Consider the following 17794-nt stretch of genomic DNA (forward strand, 5'->3'; position numbering starts at 1 on the left):
CCGGTCTCTTCATTCCTGCGCCGATCTACTGAAGATGCAATCTGACGTGTGGTCTGTTCCTGGGCTTGAAGTGACAGGTCGGGAAGTTTGAGCAGGAGCGGAACTCCCCGTACGGCCCGGTGCGTAACACCAGCACGCCCTGCTTGCAGGCGGGGCAGCTCTCCTCCCGGACGGCTATGCCATCGGTGTCGGTGATCGACACCGCCCCGTCTTCTACGAGTTCGCGCAGGAATTCGGAGCATTGCCCGCGGACGGTGAACATTGCCACGCTCCGGCGCGCACGCGTCAAGGCCACGTAGAACAGACGACGCTCTTCACCCTGTGGGAAGTCATCTCCTTCGGGCATGGCCAACGTCAGCACGGGGTCGTCGGCGCGGGTGTTGGGGAAGCTTCGCCCGCGAAGAGCACTGAGCATCTCGGGCAGAATAACGTAATCCGCCTCGCTGCCCTTCGACCGGTGAATGGTCAGAAATGAAACCTCGACCCAGCGATCGATACGGGTCTTGCGGGCCGGTAGGTATTGGCGATCGGCGTTGTAGCGGCCTAACAGGTAGACTGAGATCTTGCCGCTTCGACCCGGAGGGATGATTCCATCGCGAACGCCCTCGGCCAGTTTCAGGATGAATTGTTCGATCGCGGCGGCCAGCTTGTCCTTGGTATCCACTTGAAAGGCTTGGAGCACCGGACCTTGTGCCGGGATGACCGACCGTACTCGCTTTGCGATCTGGGCGGGATTCCTCGAAACGAATGCGCTGGACACGTCGCACAAGGCTTGCGGGCAGCGGAACGTCTGTTCCAGCTTCAGGACTTGGCCATGGCCAAACGACTGTCGGAAACCACTCATCACCGAAACGTCGGCGCCGGCGAAGCGATTGATCGACTGCCAGTCGTCGCCCACCGTGAATAGGAACCGGCCCGGTTTCTGGACTAATGCGCGGCACAAGCGGGCGCGGCCCTGCGAGGCGTCCTGGAATTCATCGACCATTACCAGCTCATACGGGGCCTCGTAGCGGCCGCTTTCCAAGTGCCCTGCCGCCAGATTGAGCATGTCCTCGAAATCAATGCCGTCTTCGGCCGCCAAGGCGGCGTCCCACGCCTTCAGCAGGGGCGCCACGATGTCGAGGAACACCCGGTATCGGAGTTTGAAGTTACCCTCGGGAATGCCGTCCAAGCGCTGGCACATCATTGGAATCGTCAAACAATTGCTTTTGGCGTGGCTGATGAAGGTACGCACCAAGCCTGTCAGTTCGGCCGCTTCCATGGGCTTTCGACCGCCCTCTGGAATCTCCCGATCGGGATCGGGATTCAGTGCGGCGCCGCGCGCGGTCAGCTCGGCTTCCAGCCGCGGGAAATCATGGCCGTTGCGAAGACCATGCGAGGTGGTCTCGAACATCGAAGTGCCCATCTCAAGATGCTTTTGGCGTTTCCAACGAACCCCATCGAGGTACCCTCTGAACTCGGATGGCGGCATGCCATGGGCATCGAGCGCAAAGTGCTCGTGATAGAGATCCAGCCTGGGGTAGTGGAAGTCCGGCTTGTATTGGCGATGGTCGGCGTCGGCCGTCTCGTGCTCGTAACTCTCTTCGTAGCGGTACTCGACCCCGTTATAGAAGAGCCAGTCGGCGATCATGGCCTCCTCTTGGCTCTTGACCACTTCGCCAGCGGCGGTACGGATCCCGCCCTTGCCTTGGCCGTCCCAAACGTCCGCCTTGCCTGGCGCGCCCGGGCGGGCAAGGTCCCTCGCGAAAACGAAGCGAAACAAATCCCAACGCTGCCGAAAGGCGGGCGAGCTCTCCTTCAAACGCTCGGCGATGTCGGTCAGCTTACGGAAGCCGCTCACGGCATCGCTCGCCCAGTCCGGGACGGACGGTTTCCTTCCCGTGGCCTTGCCGATGATGCTCAAGCCCAAGGCATGAAAGGTGGAGGTCTCGACCATCACCTCCTCCAGACCCACGCGCTTAAAGGACTTCGCCGCACGCTCACCGAGCTCTTCGGCGGCTTGCTTGTTGAACGCCAGCATCACGATGCGCTCGGGATCCACGAACCCGCGGTGAATGGCGTAGGCAGCCTTCGCCACCATGGTCGAGGTCTTGCCGGACCCGGCCGAGGCGACGAGTTGCACCCGGTTGTCGAAGCAGATGACGGCCCTGGCCTGTTCTTCGGTCAGGGGCTTGCTCTCGACCCGGTCGAGCAGATCCTTGCAGGCTTTCAGCTCGCTTTCGGTGTGTGCGGCGTTGAAGCTGGCCCAGGCGGGGTGAGGGTCGGCTTCCCATGCCGAGAGAGATTGCTCCAGCGCGTCGGCCTTTGGACCCAGGCGCATCGCCACTGCGGGCTCCTTCAGCCGATCGCGAATGGCCTTGGCATCCATAGTCGGGCGAGTAGATATCACGGAGGCCTGGAGTTCATGGGTGAACCATCGGCGCCGTTGGGAACAGGCTTGTTCCTGGCTGCTCTTGAACTCCAGCCATCGGTCGATCATCCGATGCTGATTGTCGAGAAGCTCCAGCTCTTCACGAAGACGCTTCTCGATCAGAACGGCATTCAACGCCCGGGTCAGGGCTGCCCCTGCGGCGTTTGGTAACCCATCACCCGCCACCGCCCGCCCATGTTCGGGGTAAAAGGTGATGCCCGTCCAAAGCATGCCGGGCTGGACGCGGTAAGCCGATTCTACCTCGACATTGACCCGGTGCGTGCGGCCCTCCACCGTCAGGGTTAGTTCAGGGCCGTCCAGTAGCAAGCGCCAATTGGGCGATCCCGTCAGTCGTCGCCCCAAGAAAGATGGCTTCCACTCGGTCACGGCCAAGTCGGCCCCGGCCCGACTGTCGGCGCACCGCGTGGTGCGAATTCAACCAACAGTCCATCGATCATCATCGTCAGGATTCACCCACGCCTCCACCGAAACCTGATGGCATATGATTCTGAATCGGCAAATCGCGTCAGCCAATATACCTCATCCGCGCCATAGCTGGGTGCCACTGGGGGGCATTGGCGCCCTGCCCAAAAGCGGACGCTCACGCTCCGCCATATTACTTAAAGTAATCTCTCGATGCCATTGCACGAGGCGTGGATGAGGGGACTCATGCGGATTGGTCCGCGCAAATGCACGTCCGTTCCTATTCGCGAAAGGCGTGGAAAGCTGACTAAAGGCTTCTTCAGGCCTTCGCGAACTTTTCCAGATCGCCCAGGTCAAAGAGGTGCACGCCCGATGAGGCAGCCAAATCCTTCGGCCCTCTGCGTTATGGAGTGTCCGACGCCGGCCTGCGGATGGCCCAGCTTGACGCCAAGATCGATCCGCTCGTTCGCGCCGGACTCAAGAACCTGATGAAGCCGGCAGGCGCGATTGGTGACGAGGTCGCGTTCCTTTTCGACCAGCGGACCTCCGAGATCGATGCGCTCTTGCAGATCGCCGGCGGCAAGCCCCGCGACGAGGGGAACGTGCTGATCGTCATGCTCACACTCGATCAGTGAGATCGCACGCTACGGTAGATCCGTGAACCCGCAAGTCCAGGCACGCGAAAGACGAATCGCTATCATGAGTTTTCGGGTGAGGACGGCGACAGCCTCGTGATCAACGAGGTCGTGAGGCTGGCCGATATCGCCATCGCGATTTGGGGAGGGGCCTCCTCGTGACCCCGCAGGAAAACAGCGCCGCACCGAAACCGGTCAGTAGCTTCGGCCGGCTGGCGTGAGCCGTGATGATCAAGCGCACGTTGTCCTGCATCTCCGTGTCAGCCTCGGGAAGCGGTTCGGGCTTGCGCTTGAGGAAGTCGAACAAGCCCATCCTACGGACCCTTGCCAGCGACGCGGTCGTAGACGAGGTTGTAGACGTCGCGATAGCTCGGGTCGTTGTAGAGGGGCACGCGTAGAACGATGTCGTCCGCGGTTTCGCCTGCGTGAAGCGTTAGGACGACGGCATCCGAGGCCCAGAGGGCAGCAAGGAGCGCGTCTATGCCTTTCTTGTCGACAGGCATCATTATCGTGGCGTTCGGCATCCCGCCCATTGGACCGAACTGCAGCGTAAAGAATGGCGCCTTCGCGAATTCTGCGTTCAGGGCGAGGTTGCCGACGAGGTGACCTTTGCGATCCGCATATCCCGGCTCGACGATGATGCTGACGATCCGATGGGGTGGCATCAACGGTGAGATGCCTTCTTCCATGCGCACGTGCATGTGGATGATGATCTTATCAAGCTGTTCGCCGACGCCCTCGACGGTCCATTTCCGGCCGAACTCGAAGCCCTCGAGGAAGATCGTCCACGCGGTATAGTGGACCGAGGTTCGATCGCCCTTGATCGAGCCGCCGGTTGATAGCGGCGCGCCCGCGGGCGGTACGAACGCAGACTGCCAAGGCACGGTGCCGGGACGTGGCTCGACCTTATTCTGCTCCCTGCCGCGCCCACGGAAAAGCATGCTGAGTTCGTCTAGAAGCCCCACGAAATCCCCCCTCCAGCCTGCTTCATCCATTGCGTGCATTTTGACCCGCAAGTAACGTCTCCGCGGACTGTGGGGAATTCAAGATGACTGATGCAAGCGCTCCGGCGCCAAGCGGGCTGTCCAACGCCTTGGCGATCGCGCTTGCGATCGTCTTGATGGTGCCGGGCTATTTTGTCGGCGGCCTGGCCGTGATCGTCTACACATTCCTGAGCGATATCGGCTTCGGTATGCGGTCGGATGGATCTTGGATTCCGTTTTTCGACGGACTGATGACCATCATCTGGCGAGTGATCGCACCTGAGTTCATCAGAGGCGTCGTCGCCGCCGGCGCCGCAGTCTGGTTGACGTTGCTGGTTGTCAAAAGGGCCAACCGGCAGACCGTCGGCGTCGCGACGATCGCGATCTACGTCACAGTCGTGGGCGTCCTCGCGCTGCTGTCGATCGTGATGAAGGGCTTCAACGGCTACCTGCTCCTCAGCATGGCGGCGTTGGCGGCCGGCTTGGTCGTTGGCGGGCTGACCGCCATGGAAGCGAAGTAATGGCCGACTGGGACCCTATGACCTGCAACGATGCTGGGATGCTTCGCTCCTTCATGAAAAACGTGAAGGAGAAGCGACCGGATCTCTACCAGATCGCTTTCGCGCAACTCGCGAAGGTCGAGGGGAAGAACGTTGACGACCCGGTGGAACTGGAATTCTAGCGGGCAGTAGCCGCCTAGGAGCAGATCTATCTGGAGGAGTCCGGCCAGAAGCGGGCCAATAATCGCGAAAAGAGCGGCCGGCTGATGGAGGCCTTGGACGCCTGCAATCACAAGCACAGACGCGGAACTGTTTTCTTGGCGGCCACCGGCATCGCTCGCCAGCAGAAGGCTTGGGTCACGAATTTCGAAAATGCGGTCGCCGCGTTACACGACGCGGCTGGGAGAGGTCCCGGTCGTCGGGAGGGCGTGAGCAGCAATCGCGCTATGCGTCGTCTTCCTCCCAGTTGACGTCCTCCCAATCGGCATCGGGCTCATCGGAGCTATCCTCATCGTCGAGAAGGACCGGCTCGATTGTGCTCGCGTTGGAATTGCTCGACAGGAACTCATGTAGCGAGTTCAGCTTTTCGAGAAGCTCATCGAAGGTGACGACGGCGACGTCCCTCAGATTGCTTCGATACAATTCCAACGATTTCCTTTCGTGTTTCGCATCTGGAATCCTGCCTGCAATCACAGTGCATTGGACGGCGTAAGCCCAGATATCTCGAATATCCTCATTCTCTTTTTTCTGGGTTATTTCCTGCTGTAGGCGATATCTTTGGTCGAGTATCTGCGTGACGGAGCCCGAGAGCTCCTTTGAGGGCGAGTACACCTCTCCGCGGTACGCGGCCTTGTCGAGAAGTTTGGTGGAAGGCTTTTTGATCTCGATCAGCGAGACGTTGCCCAGCAGACCGGAACGAACGAGGTAGTCGGCGATCTTGCCCGTGGACAGTTTGAATTTCCCACCGCCGACCGAGACCTGCTCGCCGAAAATCGATACCGGATATCCGAAAGCAAGCTTCAGGATGAAGGGGTTAGCCGTAAGGAACTTCTGCCAGTGGCTCTCGCTGAGCTGCTTGCTGATCTTCTCCTTAAAGACCTCGATCAGCCTCGTCAGGCTAACCAGCTCTATCTCTCTGTTGAGTTTGTACAACTCTTCCGGAGCGTCGGTGGCGAGGTCCTTGGCGGCCGCCCGCACGGTTTTGACGGCGGATTCAGCGTTGGCTGTTTTGCGAGCACGCGAGCGCTTCCCACTCAGCGCATGTGCAACCTTCTCCCGCAGCACATCCGTCCCTTGGCGAAACGCATCAGCGGATACAGTCTTGAGGACCTTGTCGGTCAGTTCCGAGGTCACATAGGCGGCCTTGTCCCTTGCGGCGAATGCGAGCGCGGCATCGTGTGCGCGCTTCATCGCCCTTCGGACCTCGTGGTAATGGGCCAACGGGAGGCGAATGTCGGCGCCGTCTCGGCTGATCTCGGTATCGCGGCAGAATACGATGCCGCTTACACCTTCAATGCCGTCGAAGGCTTCGATGATATACCGTAACGGGTATATCAGGCCGAACCCTTCATTCATTGAGCGTTGGAAGCCCGAGGGAAGATCTATGAGGTCAGACGCGGATGAGGTCTGCGTTTCGTCGTCATCGATTTGCTCTTTGATGGAGCGTTGGTTTTCAATCGCCAGTTTCTCTATGTCCCCATACTTCGCATCGAGCATGTAGACACTGCCCGCCTTAGTAAAAATTGGGTAGGTTCTGAGAAGGCGGGTCTGGGGGGCGTAGTCAGCCAGCAGATGTTTCTTGCGCGCTGGCTTGGAATTTCCGGCGCCGAATAGGTCAGCAGCGCCGTTGTGGATCAGATTGGCTTCAAAGGTGAGCTCCTGAAAGCCCGCCTGGTCTTGGGTCAATGTCCAAGTGGCGCTGTCCTCATTCCGGACGCCATGAAAGATCACCTGCTTGTTCGACATCTGAGACGATACCCCGGCTGCTTGCCTGTATCGTCTGCCATGTCACGCTACCGATGGGAAATAGGTCGTGATCAGGCGACCTACCGCACAGCCTTCTTCGCCGCCGTAATCGCTTCCTTTTCCAGCCGGACGGCCCGCATGGCGCCCCTGAGCGCGTCTAGGTCTCCAAGCTCCACCTTAGCCGTCGCACCAGGCAGTGAGGATGGCCGCCTTGCGCTTCAGCCGGCGCGCCTTGCTGTAGGCCCCCTCCGTCACATCGTCGGATGCATTGCCCTCGGAGTGATCGAGAACAAGCTTCAGCTCGTCGCCGTCGATCTGGAGGACGTCCGGGCCATGCGTCGTCAACCTCGCCGAACGTCGTGCGGCGACGCCGTAATGCCGGCAAGGTACGCCAAACCAAATTGCCCGAAACCAGACACCCCACGCGTCATGAATGGGCCAACCCCTGTCGCTGCGACCGATCCAAAGTCGAGTCCGAGTTGGATCGCCTTCGGACATTGCGGCCCGTGCGCCGGCAGTACCCTTTCAGTTTGATCTCTACCGCGGCAGATTGGCAGGGTGCAATGTAGGTTGGTCTTCAGGCTCAAAGCTAAGCTAGGTGAGGTCATTGGCGGGCGGCGATATGGATGTCTCGGAAGCCTTGGCCAAAATCGCGGCGGCAATTTCCCATCGCGGGGACTTGCATGAGAAATGGCAACAAGACTTATCGTCCGCTCGCCTTCTTGGGCTTCAATCAAGCGTGCCAATAGCAATCAAAGAAGCGCTCCTGCACGCGGCGTCATTGGGCTTGCTGAACGATGACGCGGCCGAACGCCTGGCCGCTGAACTCGATTGTGGGCCCCTGGCCAACAAGCCCGACATCGCCAAATTCGACCCCCGTGAAGACGCCTATTGGTCTCTGCCTATGGCGATGGTTTGGATGATGTCTCGCGACTGGGAACGAGTTGCGCTGCAAATGTCCGCCTACAGGGCGGCTCACGAAGATTGGTACTGCGAGTCGAACGTTGGTTTGCCGAAGGACGGGGCGCTGAATGGATACCTCATCGCTAAGAGTTGGCAGATCAAAAGTTGGAAGCCAGCCGCGATCGACCGGTTGTTGCTAGGAGACAGTTTCGACGCTGCACAGTCGGTCCGCTCTGTCAGCACGATGACGGCGACGGAGGCGAAACGCTTGTTGTGGCGCGCGCTCCAGGAACAGCTGCTGATCGCGTCTGGCCGTCGCGACGGCGCGCGTAAGCCCATCCCTGCCTTTCTCTGGCAAGATCTTTTACCATTCCAAGATGGTCTCAACACTCTGGAGTATCTGCGCGAAGGATCACACGGGCCAAGATGGGACGACGTGACTGTCAGCCGAGCTGACGTCTTGCGGGAGTGGCCTTCAAACACTGTTGAGGTTTCAATGCGTGACGGCGAGCCGGAGGTCGAAAAGTGGCGTCGGTTCGCTTCATTGCCTCTCACGCCGTGGCTGCCGCTGGAGGTTGTCCTGAGCTTTGTGCAGGACGGATGGGCATTCCATTCCTCGAATACAGCGCTGAACGAATTTGAGGTGCCAACCGGCGAAGACGGGCGGTGGCGGCGGCAGGGTGCATTGCTAGCGCACCAAGCGCCCGGCACGAGCGACTATGACGACCCGGCTATCGATCGCTTTAACATGGCGTTGACGCGTGCTGGGCTTGAAGAGCGCGTCCGATTTCGCGGCGTTCCATATGGCAGCGTCGCGACCGACATCCGCGACATACCATCAAGCTACTTCGTCGAAATGAGAGTTTTTGGACCTATCCCAGTCCATAACCCCACGATTAGCGACATAGCGGAAGGAGCCCGTCGCCAGCATCATTGGGAAAGCGTCACCCTCGAGCGGCTGGGGTTCCTCAGATGGCTGGCCAACGAATATTCGACGATAGCGCGCTTGCATCGCGATTATGCGCCTGTTGCCCTCCCTTGGGCAGCCGACAGCGTGCGGGAATTCATCGCCGGTGCGGCTAAGCGGATGACAGGCGATCCCGGCCCGCTGACTGTATCGGACGCCGCCGCCTGGCTGGCATGGGACGGGATGGACCCGCCGCCCGATTGTCTGGAAAAGTCGATGGTAGAGGCGCTTACGACGGCTACCGCAAACTTGTTGCACAGGATCGCGATCGGTTCGCTCTCAGCATTCGGATCAAAAAAGGGACAAGCGCCGGAGCGGCTGGAGTCGCGATGGTTCCGCGACGCGCCGGTTATCTTTGACACCGAAGGCAAGCCCACGCCGCTCGCTTACTTACTAGGCGAGAAAGGCGTCTGGTTCGATCTGCTGCGCAGTGCCTTGGAACTTGGCCGATCAGAGCCCGGCTGGCCTCGCGATACGACTTTCGAGAACGTAACGGTGAATTCGACGGACATTGAGGAAATAGCGTCAGCCGGCTTGACCAGAACTGCCGTCATTGGCGACAGCGGCGACACGCCAGCCCATCGGATGATCCGGCGCGCTGTCGAGAAACTGTGGCCGGAAGTCGATTGGCGGGACCTGCCTGTGAAGACCCGAAATGCTAGAATCAACGTCTGGGCAGAGGCACATGGCGGTCAGCGATATGGCGACACCACGATCCAGCGCGCGCTGCGCGGCCTCCGCTAGTCTCCAAAGACCGCGTCAAACGCGGTCAAATGCAGTCAGGAACCGTCGATAGCGGTCGGCCCGTTCCTGCACGTCGCATACCGCGCTCTCTCCAGTGTCACCGCAGACGTTCACGCGGCCACATTGGAGACCACCTATGTCCAACATCGATCGCCTGATTCCGGTTGCCGAAGCTTTCGCAATGGTCGGGATGCGCCGCACCAAGGGCTATGCCGAAGTGACAGCCGGTCGGCTTTTCATCGTCCGCAATGGGCGCCGGACGTTTATCCGCGCCAGCGAGGTGCAGCGCTATATCGACAGCCTGGACGCGTCGTCGCAGCCTGCGCAGCAAGCCTATGGGCGCTGATCGATGCCCCGTCGCGGTGCGGTGCTGCGCGGTATCAGCAAGCATCAGAGTTACGACATCGCCGAAACCGCCCGCATCCTGCGCGTCGCTCGTGGCACGGTGGCAAGGTGGCTAAAGGGCGGGCTACCGGCGATCAGGGACCGGAAGCCTTACCTAATCCAGGGTGCAGACCTGATCGCATTCCATTCGGAGCGCAAGGCGCCGGCGCAGAAGTGCCGGCTGGCGCAGTGCTACTGCTTTCGTTGCCATGTGCCCCGCAGCCCGGCTCTGGGCATGGCCGATCTCGTCATCGCCGGGGGCCCGACCGGCAATCTCCAGGCGCTGTGCGAGGTATGCACCACGCCCATGCACAAGCGGGTTTCGCTGAAGCATCTCGACGCTCTTCGTGCCGATCTGGACGTGACGATCAAACAGGCTCCCGCACGCATAACCGAGTGAGTCAACCCCTGTCTGAAAGACACATTCCCAAAGGGATCGATCGCCATGAAAAAACACCACCCGAAAAACGAGCGCATCAAGCGCGAATATATTTCGTGGCTCCGGCATGCCGATGGGCAGTCCGACGCGTCCGTCAGTCAGGCGGCGGCGGCCATCGCCGAATTCGAGCGCTCGACGCGGTACAAGGATTTCGCGCTGTTCCACCGTGAGCAGGCGGTGGCTTTCAAGCGCCAGCTTCAGGACCAGCGTAACGCAGAGACTGGCAAGCCTCTGGCAACAGCGACGGCTCATGCGCGGCTGATGGCGGTCAAGAAGCTCTTCAAGTTCCTGATCGGCCGGAGCGGGTATCGACGCATGATCGCAAGCGACCTGGAGTATTTCAATCTGACGGCCGGCGAGGCTCGCATAGCGACCGCCCCACGCGCCGCCAACCGCCCTGTTCCGAGCCTCGCGATGATCCGGCGCGTCGTCGAGTTGATGCAGGAGGGGACGGACATTGAAAAGCGCGACCGGGCACTGATCGCCTTCGCCATCGTGTCCGGTGCTCGCGACAATGCCATCGCCAGCTTCCGCCTGAAGCATGTGGATGCCGCTGGCAGGGCAGTCATTCATGAGCCGCGTGAGGGCGTGCGGACGAAATTCAGCAAGAGCTACCAGACAGCGTTCTTTCCCGTCGGCGACGACCTAGGCACAATTGTAGCGGATTGGACGGCGCATCTTGCGGAGAGGCTGTTGTTCTCTCCCGACGATCCGCTGTTTCCGGCGACAGCGGTCGGTTTCGATGCCGCTGGCAGCTTCGCGCCGACCGGCCTCGACCGCCGCTTCTGGTCCAATGCCGAACCTATCCGCCGCATCTTTCGCCAAGCCTTTACAACGGCGGGCCTGCCCTACCACAACCCGCATTCCTTCCGCAGCACGCTTGGCGCCCTTGGCCAGACGCTGTGCCGGACGCCGGAAGAGATGAAGGCGTGGTCTCAGAACCTTGGCCATGAGGATGTGCTGACGACGCTGACGAGCTATGGTGCGGTTCCGGCGCACCGCCAGGCGGACATTCTGAAGGCCTTGGCGCAGAAGAACGACAACAACCACGAGCCGCTGACGCAAGCGACGATCCAGCGCGTTCTACAACATCTCCAGAAGGCATCAGCCTAATCGTCCTCGCCAAAGCGTTCTCACAACGGCTAGCGTGTCGCTGGGAGGACGGCATGCGCGTAGCTGATATGATGCAACCGGACGGCCACGTTTTCTTGAAAAGCGAGTGGGGTCCCCTAACCGATTATTGGCCTGCCGTGTCCTTCACGAAACGATCCGTGGGCATAGAGCTCAGTAATCGCTTCCAGCCAGGTCGGGATGTGCTCATCTACGTCGGGACGACGAGCGAGAACACGCACGATCCTGCGCACCGCGCCCGTTTGCTATCGGCTGTGGTGCCCGAGCCAAACCGCATCCATGAGACGAAACGAATCATCCCGCCAGATAGTTGGTCGGCGTCTCTTGAGGAGTACGGCGACCGCTGGCCACATTCGCTCGCCATCGTGGATGCGGCGAACTTCGTCAGTTCGCCATTGCCATACGCTCGGCAGGTGATCCCCCACGCATACGCGTCATTCGCGGAAACTAGGAACCGAGGCAGATTCGTAGAGGCATTCGAGACCGAGCGCGAAGCCGTCATGACGCTCGAAATTGAACCGATCCGACTTAACCTCGCGGCAGATGTCGTGGCCTATCTCGAAATGCGAGCCAGCGCGAGCGTGAAGCTTCCTGCATCCGTGAAGCAGGAAGTCTACCGCATGACGATGCTGATCATCGAGCGCGTCAAGAAGGGCGGCGAGTTGTCCGTGCGGATCAATCCGCAGCGCACAGCTCCAAATTTCTCGGATCTTTCGGCCCTCATCACGAAGCTCTGGCAGGAGAGCCAGGGGGGAAGTTGCGCATTGTGCGGAGCTGCCCTCCTGGCGAGCACGACAAACCGGATGTTGCAACCATCCGCTGATCGGATCGATAGCGCGAACGGTTCATATGGCGAAGACAATGTTCAGATCACACACCTCGCGTGCAACTTGGCCAAGAATGCCTACGGTATCGACCATTTCGAGGAATGGATTGCGGCTTTGCGGGGAGTGGACTTGACCGCCGACCGATAACCAATGAGCGGGTGAAATGATCTCCTGCATTCCTGCCATCGATCAATTTAGTGCATCGCACTGGAGGCCCTTGCGATCTTTGCCGATCTGGAACGGTTGAACCCATTGGCGTTCTCGCCAAAGATCGGCGAATTAAGAATCGGCAGGGGTGGGGCGCGGCGTGTTGACAGAAGACGAGAAGGCCGAAGTCGCCACGCTGGTGGCGGCGGGGAAGCCGCTGCCTGACAAATACCGCTGGAAGCTCTTCGCACAATCGCGCGAGACGGAGCTGATCTGGCCCGGCAAGACCTCGGAAGTCGCCAACGTGGTGCTGCCGTTCCAGACAATCGAACAGATCGACGAGCCGCGCGCAGAAAGCGCCGGCCCCGTAGGCGACCTGTTCCAGCTTGGCGCAGGCGGACGGCAGAGCGGCGGCTGGAGCAACAAGCTGATTTGGGGCGACAACAAGCTAGTGCTGTCGTCGCTGAAGAATGGTCCGCTGCGGAAACAGATTGAAAACGCTGGTGGACTGAAGCTGGTTTATATCGATCCGCCCTTTGACATATGAGCTGATTTCTCAGTGCAGGTTGACGTCGGCGACGGCGACAGCCTCTCAAAAGAACCAAGTGTCATCGAAGATGTCGCATATCGGGACACGTGGGGTCGCGGCGTTGATTCCTATATAGCTATGATTTATGAACGCATTAATTTAATTAAAGAATTGATGGCGAATGACGGGAGCTTGTATGTTCATATTGGTCCTCAAATAAATCATTTTGTAAGGAATATTTTGGACGAAATTTTCACTCAGAAAAATTGTCGACGTGAGATTATCTGGAAACGCGTATCTTCTCGCAGTCATGGAAATTACTATCCGGCGACCCACGACTGTATTTTGTTTTACTCCAATTCAGACGATGTAATCTGGAATCAACTTTTTGAGCCTCTGAGCGACGAATATATAGCAAATAAATATAGATTCAGTGATTCTGATGGTCGCAAATATAGGAAAGATAACTGTTTAAATCAAAATAGAAATCGACCAAATCTTACATATGAATGGAATGGAAATACTAGAACGTGGCGATGGACAAAAGAGAATATGCAAATCTTGCATAATTCAGGGAGATTGAATTTATACAAGCTCAGGAATTCCTGAGTATAAGCGATATTTAGATGAGTCAGAGGGTGTTGCCTTGCAGTCCGTTTGGACTGATATTCGCCCGATAAATTCACAGGCGTCTGAAGATACAGCGTATTCAACGCAAAAGCCGGAAAGCCTTGCGGAGCGAATTTTAAAAGCATCATCTAATCCCGGCGACCTTGTCGCTGATTTCTTCTGCGGATCTGGCACAACTCTCGCCGTTGCGGAAAAACTTGGCCGCAAATGGATCGGCTGCGATCTGGGCCGTTTCGCCATCCATACCTCGCGCAAGCGGCTGATCGGCGTTCAGCGGGAACTGAAGGCGCAGGGCAAGCCCTACCGGTCCTTCGACATCCTCAACCTCGGCAAATATGAGCGCCAGTTCTTCGCCGGCATCGATCCGACGTTGCCGGAGGCGGAGCGCCGGGCGCAATCGGCCCACAAGGAGGAAGATTACCTCGCGCTGATCCTCTCGGCCTACAAGGCGCAGCGCCTCGCGCAATCGCCGCCGTTCCACGGCGCGAGGGGCAGCACGTTGGTGCATGTCGGCCCCGTGGATGCGCCGATCACGCGCGCCGCCGTCAATGAGGCAGTGGAGGCGGCCGTCAAGCTGGGGGCGACCGCCGTCGATTGCATCGGCTTCGAATTCGAGATGGGGCTGATCCCGCAGGCGACGGAGGACGCCGCCGCAAGGGGCGTGCGTCTCGCGCTGCGCTATATTCCCAAGGACGTGTTCGACAAGCGTGCCGTGGCCAAGGGGCAGGTCGTCTTCTACGACGTGGCCTATCTCGAAGTGGCTCCGAAGGTGAAGGGGCTGGAAGCGACCGTAACGCTGGCCGATTTCGGCGTATCCTATCGCCAGGACGACGCCGACGCGCTGACTGGCGAACTCAAGCCCGGCGGCTCCAAGGTAACGGTTGATCAGGGCCAGGTCGTCAAGATCGCCAAGGCGAAGGACGGAACCGTCTCGCGCGAGGTGCTGACGAAGCAATGGACGGACTGGATCGACTACTGGTCCGTCGATTTCGACTACCACGCCAAGAAAGAGGTCATCACCGTCACGCTACCGGACGCATCGGGCCGGATGGTGGACCGGCCGCAATGGACGGGCGGCCACATTTTCGAGAACGAGTGGCAGAGCTTCCGCACGCGCCGCGACCGCAAGCTGGAGCTGACATCAGCCCCGCACACCTATCCGGCGAAAGGGCGATACGCCATCGCCGTGAAGGTGATCGACATCTTCGGCAACGACACGACCAAGGTGGTGGAGGTAGTGGTCTAATGCCGGTGCATCCCGACTTTCCCAAGGATCCGTTCGCGATCATCGATCCGGATCATCGCTGGTATCCCGGCGAGGCAATGCTCGGAAACGCCGGCCTTCAGAACCTCTTGCCGCCGCTGGTGGATTCTATCCGCCGCAAGGTGACGGACTGGCGATTGAGCGGCTATTCCGGCGCATCGCGCACCACGCGCGCGCTGCTGCGGTGGTGGTTCCAGACTGCGCATGTCGTGCCGCAGGGCGACGGGACGATGGCACGCTTCCGCTGGTATTTCGCGCAGCGCGAAGCTGTCGAGACAGCGATCTGGCTTTTTGAGGTGGCGAAGGCGCACGACCCCTACGCGCTGATCAAGTTCGATTCGTCTGGTGCCGTCTCCAAGCAGATGTTCCTGGAGAATTGGACGCGCTACGTGCTGAAGCTGGCGACCGGTGCTGGCAAGACCAAGGTCATGTCGATTCTGATCGTCTGGAGCTATTTCCACAAGGCATACGAGGCGGACAGCGCGCTGTCCCGCAACTTCCTGGTGGTCGCACCGAACATCATCGTGCTGGATCGGCTGCGCACGGATTTCGAGGGCGGGCGCATTTTCTTCGCCGATCCACTTCTGCCGGAGAACGGCCACGACGGACAGAACTGGCAGGATGATTTCCAGATCAGCGTCCACATCCAGGACCAGATCGGGCATGTCCCGGCGGAGGGGAACCTGTTCCTCACCAATATCCATCGCGTCTTCGATGGCGACGGCCGCGCGCCGTCCTTCGATGACGTAGACACAACGGATTATTTCCTCGGCCGCAGGCCGGTGACGAAGACGACCGACAGCCAGGTGGACCTCGGCCGCATCGTCCGGGAGGTGAGCGACCTTGTGGTGCTGAACGACGAAGCGCATCACCTTCACGAGCGGAATGCCTGGTTCCGCGCGATCGAGGACATTCATAACGCGCTAGTGCAGAAAGGCGGCGGACTGGCGGCGCAGTTCGACGTAACGGCGACGCCGAAGCACAGCAATGGCGCAATCTTCGTTCAGACCGTGTCCGATTACCCGCTTGTGGAGGCCATCCATCAGGGCGTCGTCAAGACGCCAGTGGTCCCGGACCTCGCCTCGCGCGCCAAGCTGGAGGAGCACCAATCCGCCGACTTCAGCGAACGTTACCGGGACTTTCTCCACTTGGGCTACCGCGAGTGGCAGAAGTCGTTCGAAGAGCTGTCGCGCGTCGGCCGCAAGCCGGTGCTCTTCGTCATGACGGACGATACGCGCAACTGCGATGCCGTCGCCGACTATCTCGGCAAGACCTATACTGAGTTGAACGACGCGGTTCTGGTGATCCACACCAAGGCCAACGGCGACATTTCGGAATCCTCCAGCGGCAAGAGCAAGGAGGAGCTAGACCGCCTGCGCCAGGCCAGCCGCGATATCGATAAGACGGAGGACAAGAACCGCGCCGTCGTGTCCGTCATGGTGCTGCGCGAGGGCTGGGATGTGCAGGGCGTCACCGTAATCGTGGGGCTGCGCGCCTATAGCTCGGAAGCCAAGATATTGCCCGAACAGACGCTGGGGCGCGGCCTGCGCCGGATGTTCCGGGGGCAGGATGTGCAGGAGAAGGTGAGCGTGATCGGCACGCCGGCCTTCATGGATTTTGTGGAGGGCATCCGCAGCGAAGGCGTCGAGCTGGAAATGCGGCCCATGGGCGACCGGACGCCGGGAGCCGGGCCGATGGTGGTGGAGGTGGACCTCGACAACCCTGACAAGGACATCCAATCGCTCGATATCGAACTGCCGGTTCTGACGCGCCGGCTGGAGCGCGAATACAAGAACCTGGAGCAGCTCGATCCGGCGAGCATCGAACACCGCACCATGCCGCTGAAGGCTTTCAGCCCGGCGGAGCAGCGGCAGATCGTCTTCAAGCATATCGACGACGACACGGTGAGCCACGTCACCGAAATGGGCGAAGGCTTCACGCCGACGCCGCAGAACGTAATCGGCTTCTTCGCCAACGCCATCCGCCGCGATATGCGGCTGGTGGGGGGCTTCGAAATCCTCTTCGGCAAACTGAAGGGCTTCGTGTCGGAACGGCTCTTCGGAAAGCTGGTGCCGCTCGACGACCTGAACGTGCTGCGCAATCTCTCCGAACCGGAGGTGGTGGCCACGATCATGCGCGGCTTCAAGAAGGCGATCAACGAACTGACAGTGGTGGATCGCGGCACGTCTCGCGTGGAGAACCGGATCAAGCTGTCGCACGCCCGGCCGATGGTGGTGAAGCAGCAAGATGACATGCGGCCCAAGCGCAGCCTATTCAACCGCGTGGTAGGCGACAGCGCTCTGGAGCTGGCGTTCGCGGGCTTTCTCGACGATTGCCCGGACATCCTGTCATTCGCCAAGAATGCGCAGCACACCGGCTTCAGCATCGAATACCGGACGGCGGACGGATCGATATCGTCTTACATCCCCGACTTCCTGGTGAAGCGATCGGACAAGGAAGTCTGGATCGTCGAAACCAAAGGTCGCGAGGACGTAAACGATCCGGAGAAATGGCGACGCCTGAAGCTCTGGTGCGCCGACGCCAGCGCCACCGAAGACGGTGTTGTCTATCGGGCGCTCTTCGTGCCGGAGGAGGAATGGGAAAAGCGGGCGCTGAAGCGCTTCGATCAGGCGGTGGCGGTTTTTGACGGGGTGGAGCCGTTGGGCTGATTGGTGCGACGATCTGCCGTCCGTGATCGCTGGCGGCCGCTCTAAACCGCTTCCATTCGCCCGGAATGTTGGCCTTTTTGTTGGCCTTTACACGATAAAATGCCTTCAAGTATGATACAAATCAATAATTTAACTCGTTTCTGAGGTTCCCTCAAGCGCACCATTTTCCCGATATGCCCCGTCAGCGAGACGGCCTGTGGATATGGCGCTTCTTCGGCCAACCGGGAGAGGCCAGTCTGCGTTC

Annotated in this window: 17 protein-coding genes; 13 read left to right on the forward strand and 4 right to left on the reverse strand. The window is 59.8% G+C overall.

Features of this window, described 5'->3' with window-relative positions:
- Window positions 1-25: 25 nt before the first annotated feature.
- Window positions 26-2797 carry a UvrD-helicase domain-containing protein gene (locus tag AXW83_RS25300; RefSeq protein WP_066621233.1) on the reverse strand — a complete coding sequence of 924 codons (2772 nt, stop codon included), beginning with the start codon at window positions 2795-2797 and terminating at the stop codon, window positions 26-28.
- Between the two features lie 446 nt (window positions 2798-3243).
- On the opposite strand from AXW83_RS25300, the gene AXW83_RS25305 reads away from it, so the two are divergent.
- Complete coding sequence (locus AXW83_RS25305) at window positions 3244-3468, forward strand: hypothetical protein (protein WP_066619032.1); 225 nt, start codon at window positions 3244-3246, stop codon at window positions 3466-3468.
- A 314-nt stretch (window positions 3469-3782) separates the two neighbouring features.
- Here AXW83_RS25305 and AXW83_RS25315 read toward each other — a convergent pair whose 3' ends face one another.
- Window positions 3783-4484, reverse strand: a complete 702-nt coding sequence (locus AXW83_RS25315; protein ID WP_156640420.1) for a hypothetical protein — start codon at window positions 4482-4484, stop codon at window positions 3783-3785.
- 104 nt (window positions 4485-4588) lie between these two features.
- On the opposite strand from AXW83_RS25315, the gene AXW83_RS25320 reads away from it, so the two are divergent.
- The 3 genes from AXW83_RS25320 (at window position 4589) to AXW83_RS28350 (ending at window position 5421) form a co-directional block, all read left to right on the forward strand.
- Window positions 4589-4972, forward strand: a complete 384-nt coding sequence (locus AXW83_RS25320; RefSeq protein WP_156640422.1) for a hypothetical protein — start codon at window positions 4589-4591, stop codon at window positions 4970-4972.
- Complete coding sequence (locus AXW83_RS27410) at window positions 4972-5133, forward strand: hypothetical protein (RefSeq protein WP_156640424.1); 162 nt, start codon at window positions 4972-4974, stop codon at window positions 5131-5133. Before AXW83_RS25320 ends, AXW83_RS27410 begins: the two co-directional genes overlap by 1 nt.
- Before the next feature lie 84 nt (window positions 5134-5217).
- Entirely contained in the window at window positions 5218-5421 is a 204-nt protein-coding gene (locus tag AXW83_RS28350) for a DUF4113 domain-containing protein (RefSeq protein WP_082767400.1), read from the forward strand.
- Here the strand turns inward: AXW83_RS28350 and AXW83_RS25325 are convergent.
- Window positions 5396-6916, reverse strand: a complete 1521-nt coding sequence (locus AXW83_RS25325; RefSeq protein WP_066619044.1) for a Shedu immune nuclease family protein — start codon at window positions 6914-6916, stop codon at window positions 5396-5398. The genes AXW83_RS28350 and AXW83_RS25325 overlap by 26 nt on opposite strands.
- Window positions 6917-7093: 177 nt before the next feature.
- Window positions 7094-7261, reverse strand: a complete 168-nt coding sequence (locus AXW83_RS27415) for a hypothetical protein (protein WP_156640427.1) — start codon at window positions 7259-7261, stop codon at window positions 7094-7096.
- A gap of 262 nt (window positions 7262-7523) precedes the next feature.
- Between AXW83_RS27415 and AXW83_RS25330 the strand changes: the two genes are divergently transcribed.
- The 9 genes from AXW83_RS25330 (at window position 7524) to AXW83_RS25360 (ending at window position 17550) form a co-directional block, all read left to right on the forward strand.
- Complete coding sequence (locus AXW83_RS25330) at window positions 7524-9530, forward strand: hypothetical protein (RefSeq protein WP_156640429.1); 2007 nt, start codon at window positions 7524-7526, stop codon at window positions 9528-9530.
- 136 nt (window positions 9531-9666) lie between these two features.
- Window positions 9667-9876, forward strand: coding sequence for a hypothetical protein (locus tag AXW83_RS25335; RefSeq protein ID WP_066619051.1), 210 nt, complete (start codon window positions 9667-9669; stop codon window positions 9874-9876).
- Window positions 9877-9879: 3 nt separating this feature from the next.
- Complete coding sequence (locus AXW83_RS25340) at window positions 9880-10314, forward strand: helix-turn-helix domain-containing protein (protein ID WP_156640431.1); 435 nt, start codon at window positions 9880-9882, stop codon at window positions 10312-10314.
- A 45-nt stretch (window positions 10315-10359) separates the two neighbouring features.
- A complete protein-coding gene (locus AXW83_RS25345) occupies window positions 10360-11466 on the forward strand; it encodes a tyrosine-type recombinase/integrase (RefSeq protein ID WP_066619057.1) in 1107 nt (368 codons plus the stop codon).
- A gap of 53 nt (window positions 11467-11519) precedes the next feature.
- Window positions 11520-12458 carry a hypothetical protein gene (locus AXW83_RS25350; RefSeq protein WP_082767401.1) on the forward strand — a complete coding sequence of 313 codons (939 nt, stop codon included), beginning with the start codon at window positions 11520-11522 and terminating at the stop codon, window positions 12456-12458.
- A 163-nt stretch (window positions 12459-12621) separates the two neighbouring features.
- Window positions 12622-13005, forward strand: a complete 384-nt coding sequence (locus tag AXW83_RS27960) for a hypothetical protein (protein ID WP_236841770.1) — start codon at window positions 12622-12624, stop codon at window positions 13003-13005.
- 156 nt (window positions 13006-13161) lie between these two features.
- Window positions 13162-13596: a DNA methyltransferase gene (locus tag AXW83_RS28000; protein ID WP_250636919.1), complete on the forward strand. Its 435-nt coding sequence runs from the start codon at window positions 13162-13164 to the stop codon at window positions 13594-13596.
- A gap of 37 nt (window positions 13597-13633) precedes the next feature.
- Window positions 13634-14863, forward strand: coding sequence for a DNA methyltransferase (locus AXW83_RS27610; RefSeq protein ID WP_250636915.1), 1230 nt, complete (start codon window positions 13634-13636; stop codon window positions 14861-14863).
- A complete protein-coding gene (locus AXW83_RS25360; protein WP_066619062.1) occupies window positions 14863-17550 on the forward strand; it encodes a DEAD/DEAH box helicase family protein in 2688 nt (895 codons plus the stop codon). Before AXW83_RS27610 ends, AXW83_RS25360 begins: the two co-directional genes overlap by 1 nt.
- The last annotated feature ends 244 nt before the right edge of the window (window positions 17551-17794 follow it).

The organism is Bosea sp. PAMC 26642, from assembly GCF_001562255.1.
Lineage (GTDB): Bacteria > Pseudomonadota > Alphaproteobacteria > Rhizobiales > Beijerinckiaceae > Allobosea.

Bases quoted from the DNA above. Each gene is read 5' to 3' on its own strand.
- AXW83_RS25320 (WP_156640422.1), top strand. From the start codon at position 4,589: ATGGTGCCGGGCTATTTTGTCGGCGGCCTGGCCGTGATCGTCTACACA.
- AXW83_RS27410 (WP_156640424.1), top strand. From the start codon at position 4,972: ATGGCCGACTGGGACCCTATGACCTGCAACGATGCTGGGATGCTTCGC.
- AXW83_RS28350 (WP_082767400.1), top strand. From the start codon at position 5,218: ATGGAGGCCTTGGACGCCTGCAATCACAAGCACAGACGCGGAACTGTT.
- AXW83_RS25325 (WP_066619044.1), bottom strand. From the start codon at position 6,916: ATGTCGAACAAGCAGGTGATCTTTCATGGCGTCCGGAATGAGGACAGC.
- AXW83_RS25335 (WP_066619051.1), top strand. From the start codon at position 9,667: ATGTCCAACATCGATCGCCTGATTCCGGTTGCCGAAGCTTTCGCAATG.
- AXW83_RS25340 (WP_156640431.1), top strand. From the start codon at position 9,880: ATGCCCCGTCGCGGTGCGGTGCTGCGCGGTATCAGCAAGCATCAGAGT.
- AXW83_RS25345 (WP_066619057.1), top strand. From the start codon at position 10,360: ATGAAAAAACACCACCCGAAAAACGAGCGCATCAAGCGCGAATATATT.
- AXW83_RS25350 (WP_082767401.1), top strand. From the start codon at position 11,520: ATGCGCGTAGCTGATATGATGCAACCGGACGGCCACGTTTTCTTGAAA.
- AXW83_RS28000 (WP_250636919.1), top strand. From the start codon at position 13,162: ATGGCGAATGACGGGAGCTTGTATGTTCATATTGGTCCTCAAATAAAT.
- AXW83_RS25360 (WP_066619062.1), top strand. From the start codon at position 14,863: ATGCCGGTGCATCCCGACTTTCCCAAGGATCCGTTCGCGATCATCGAT.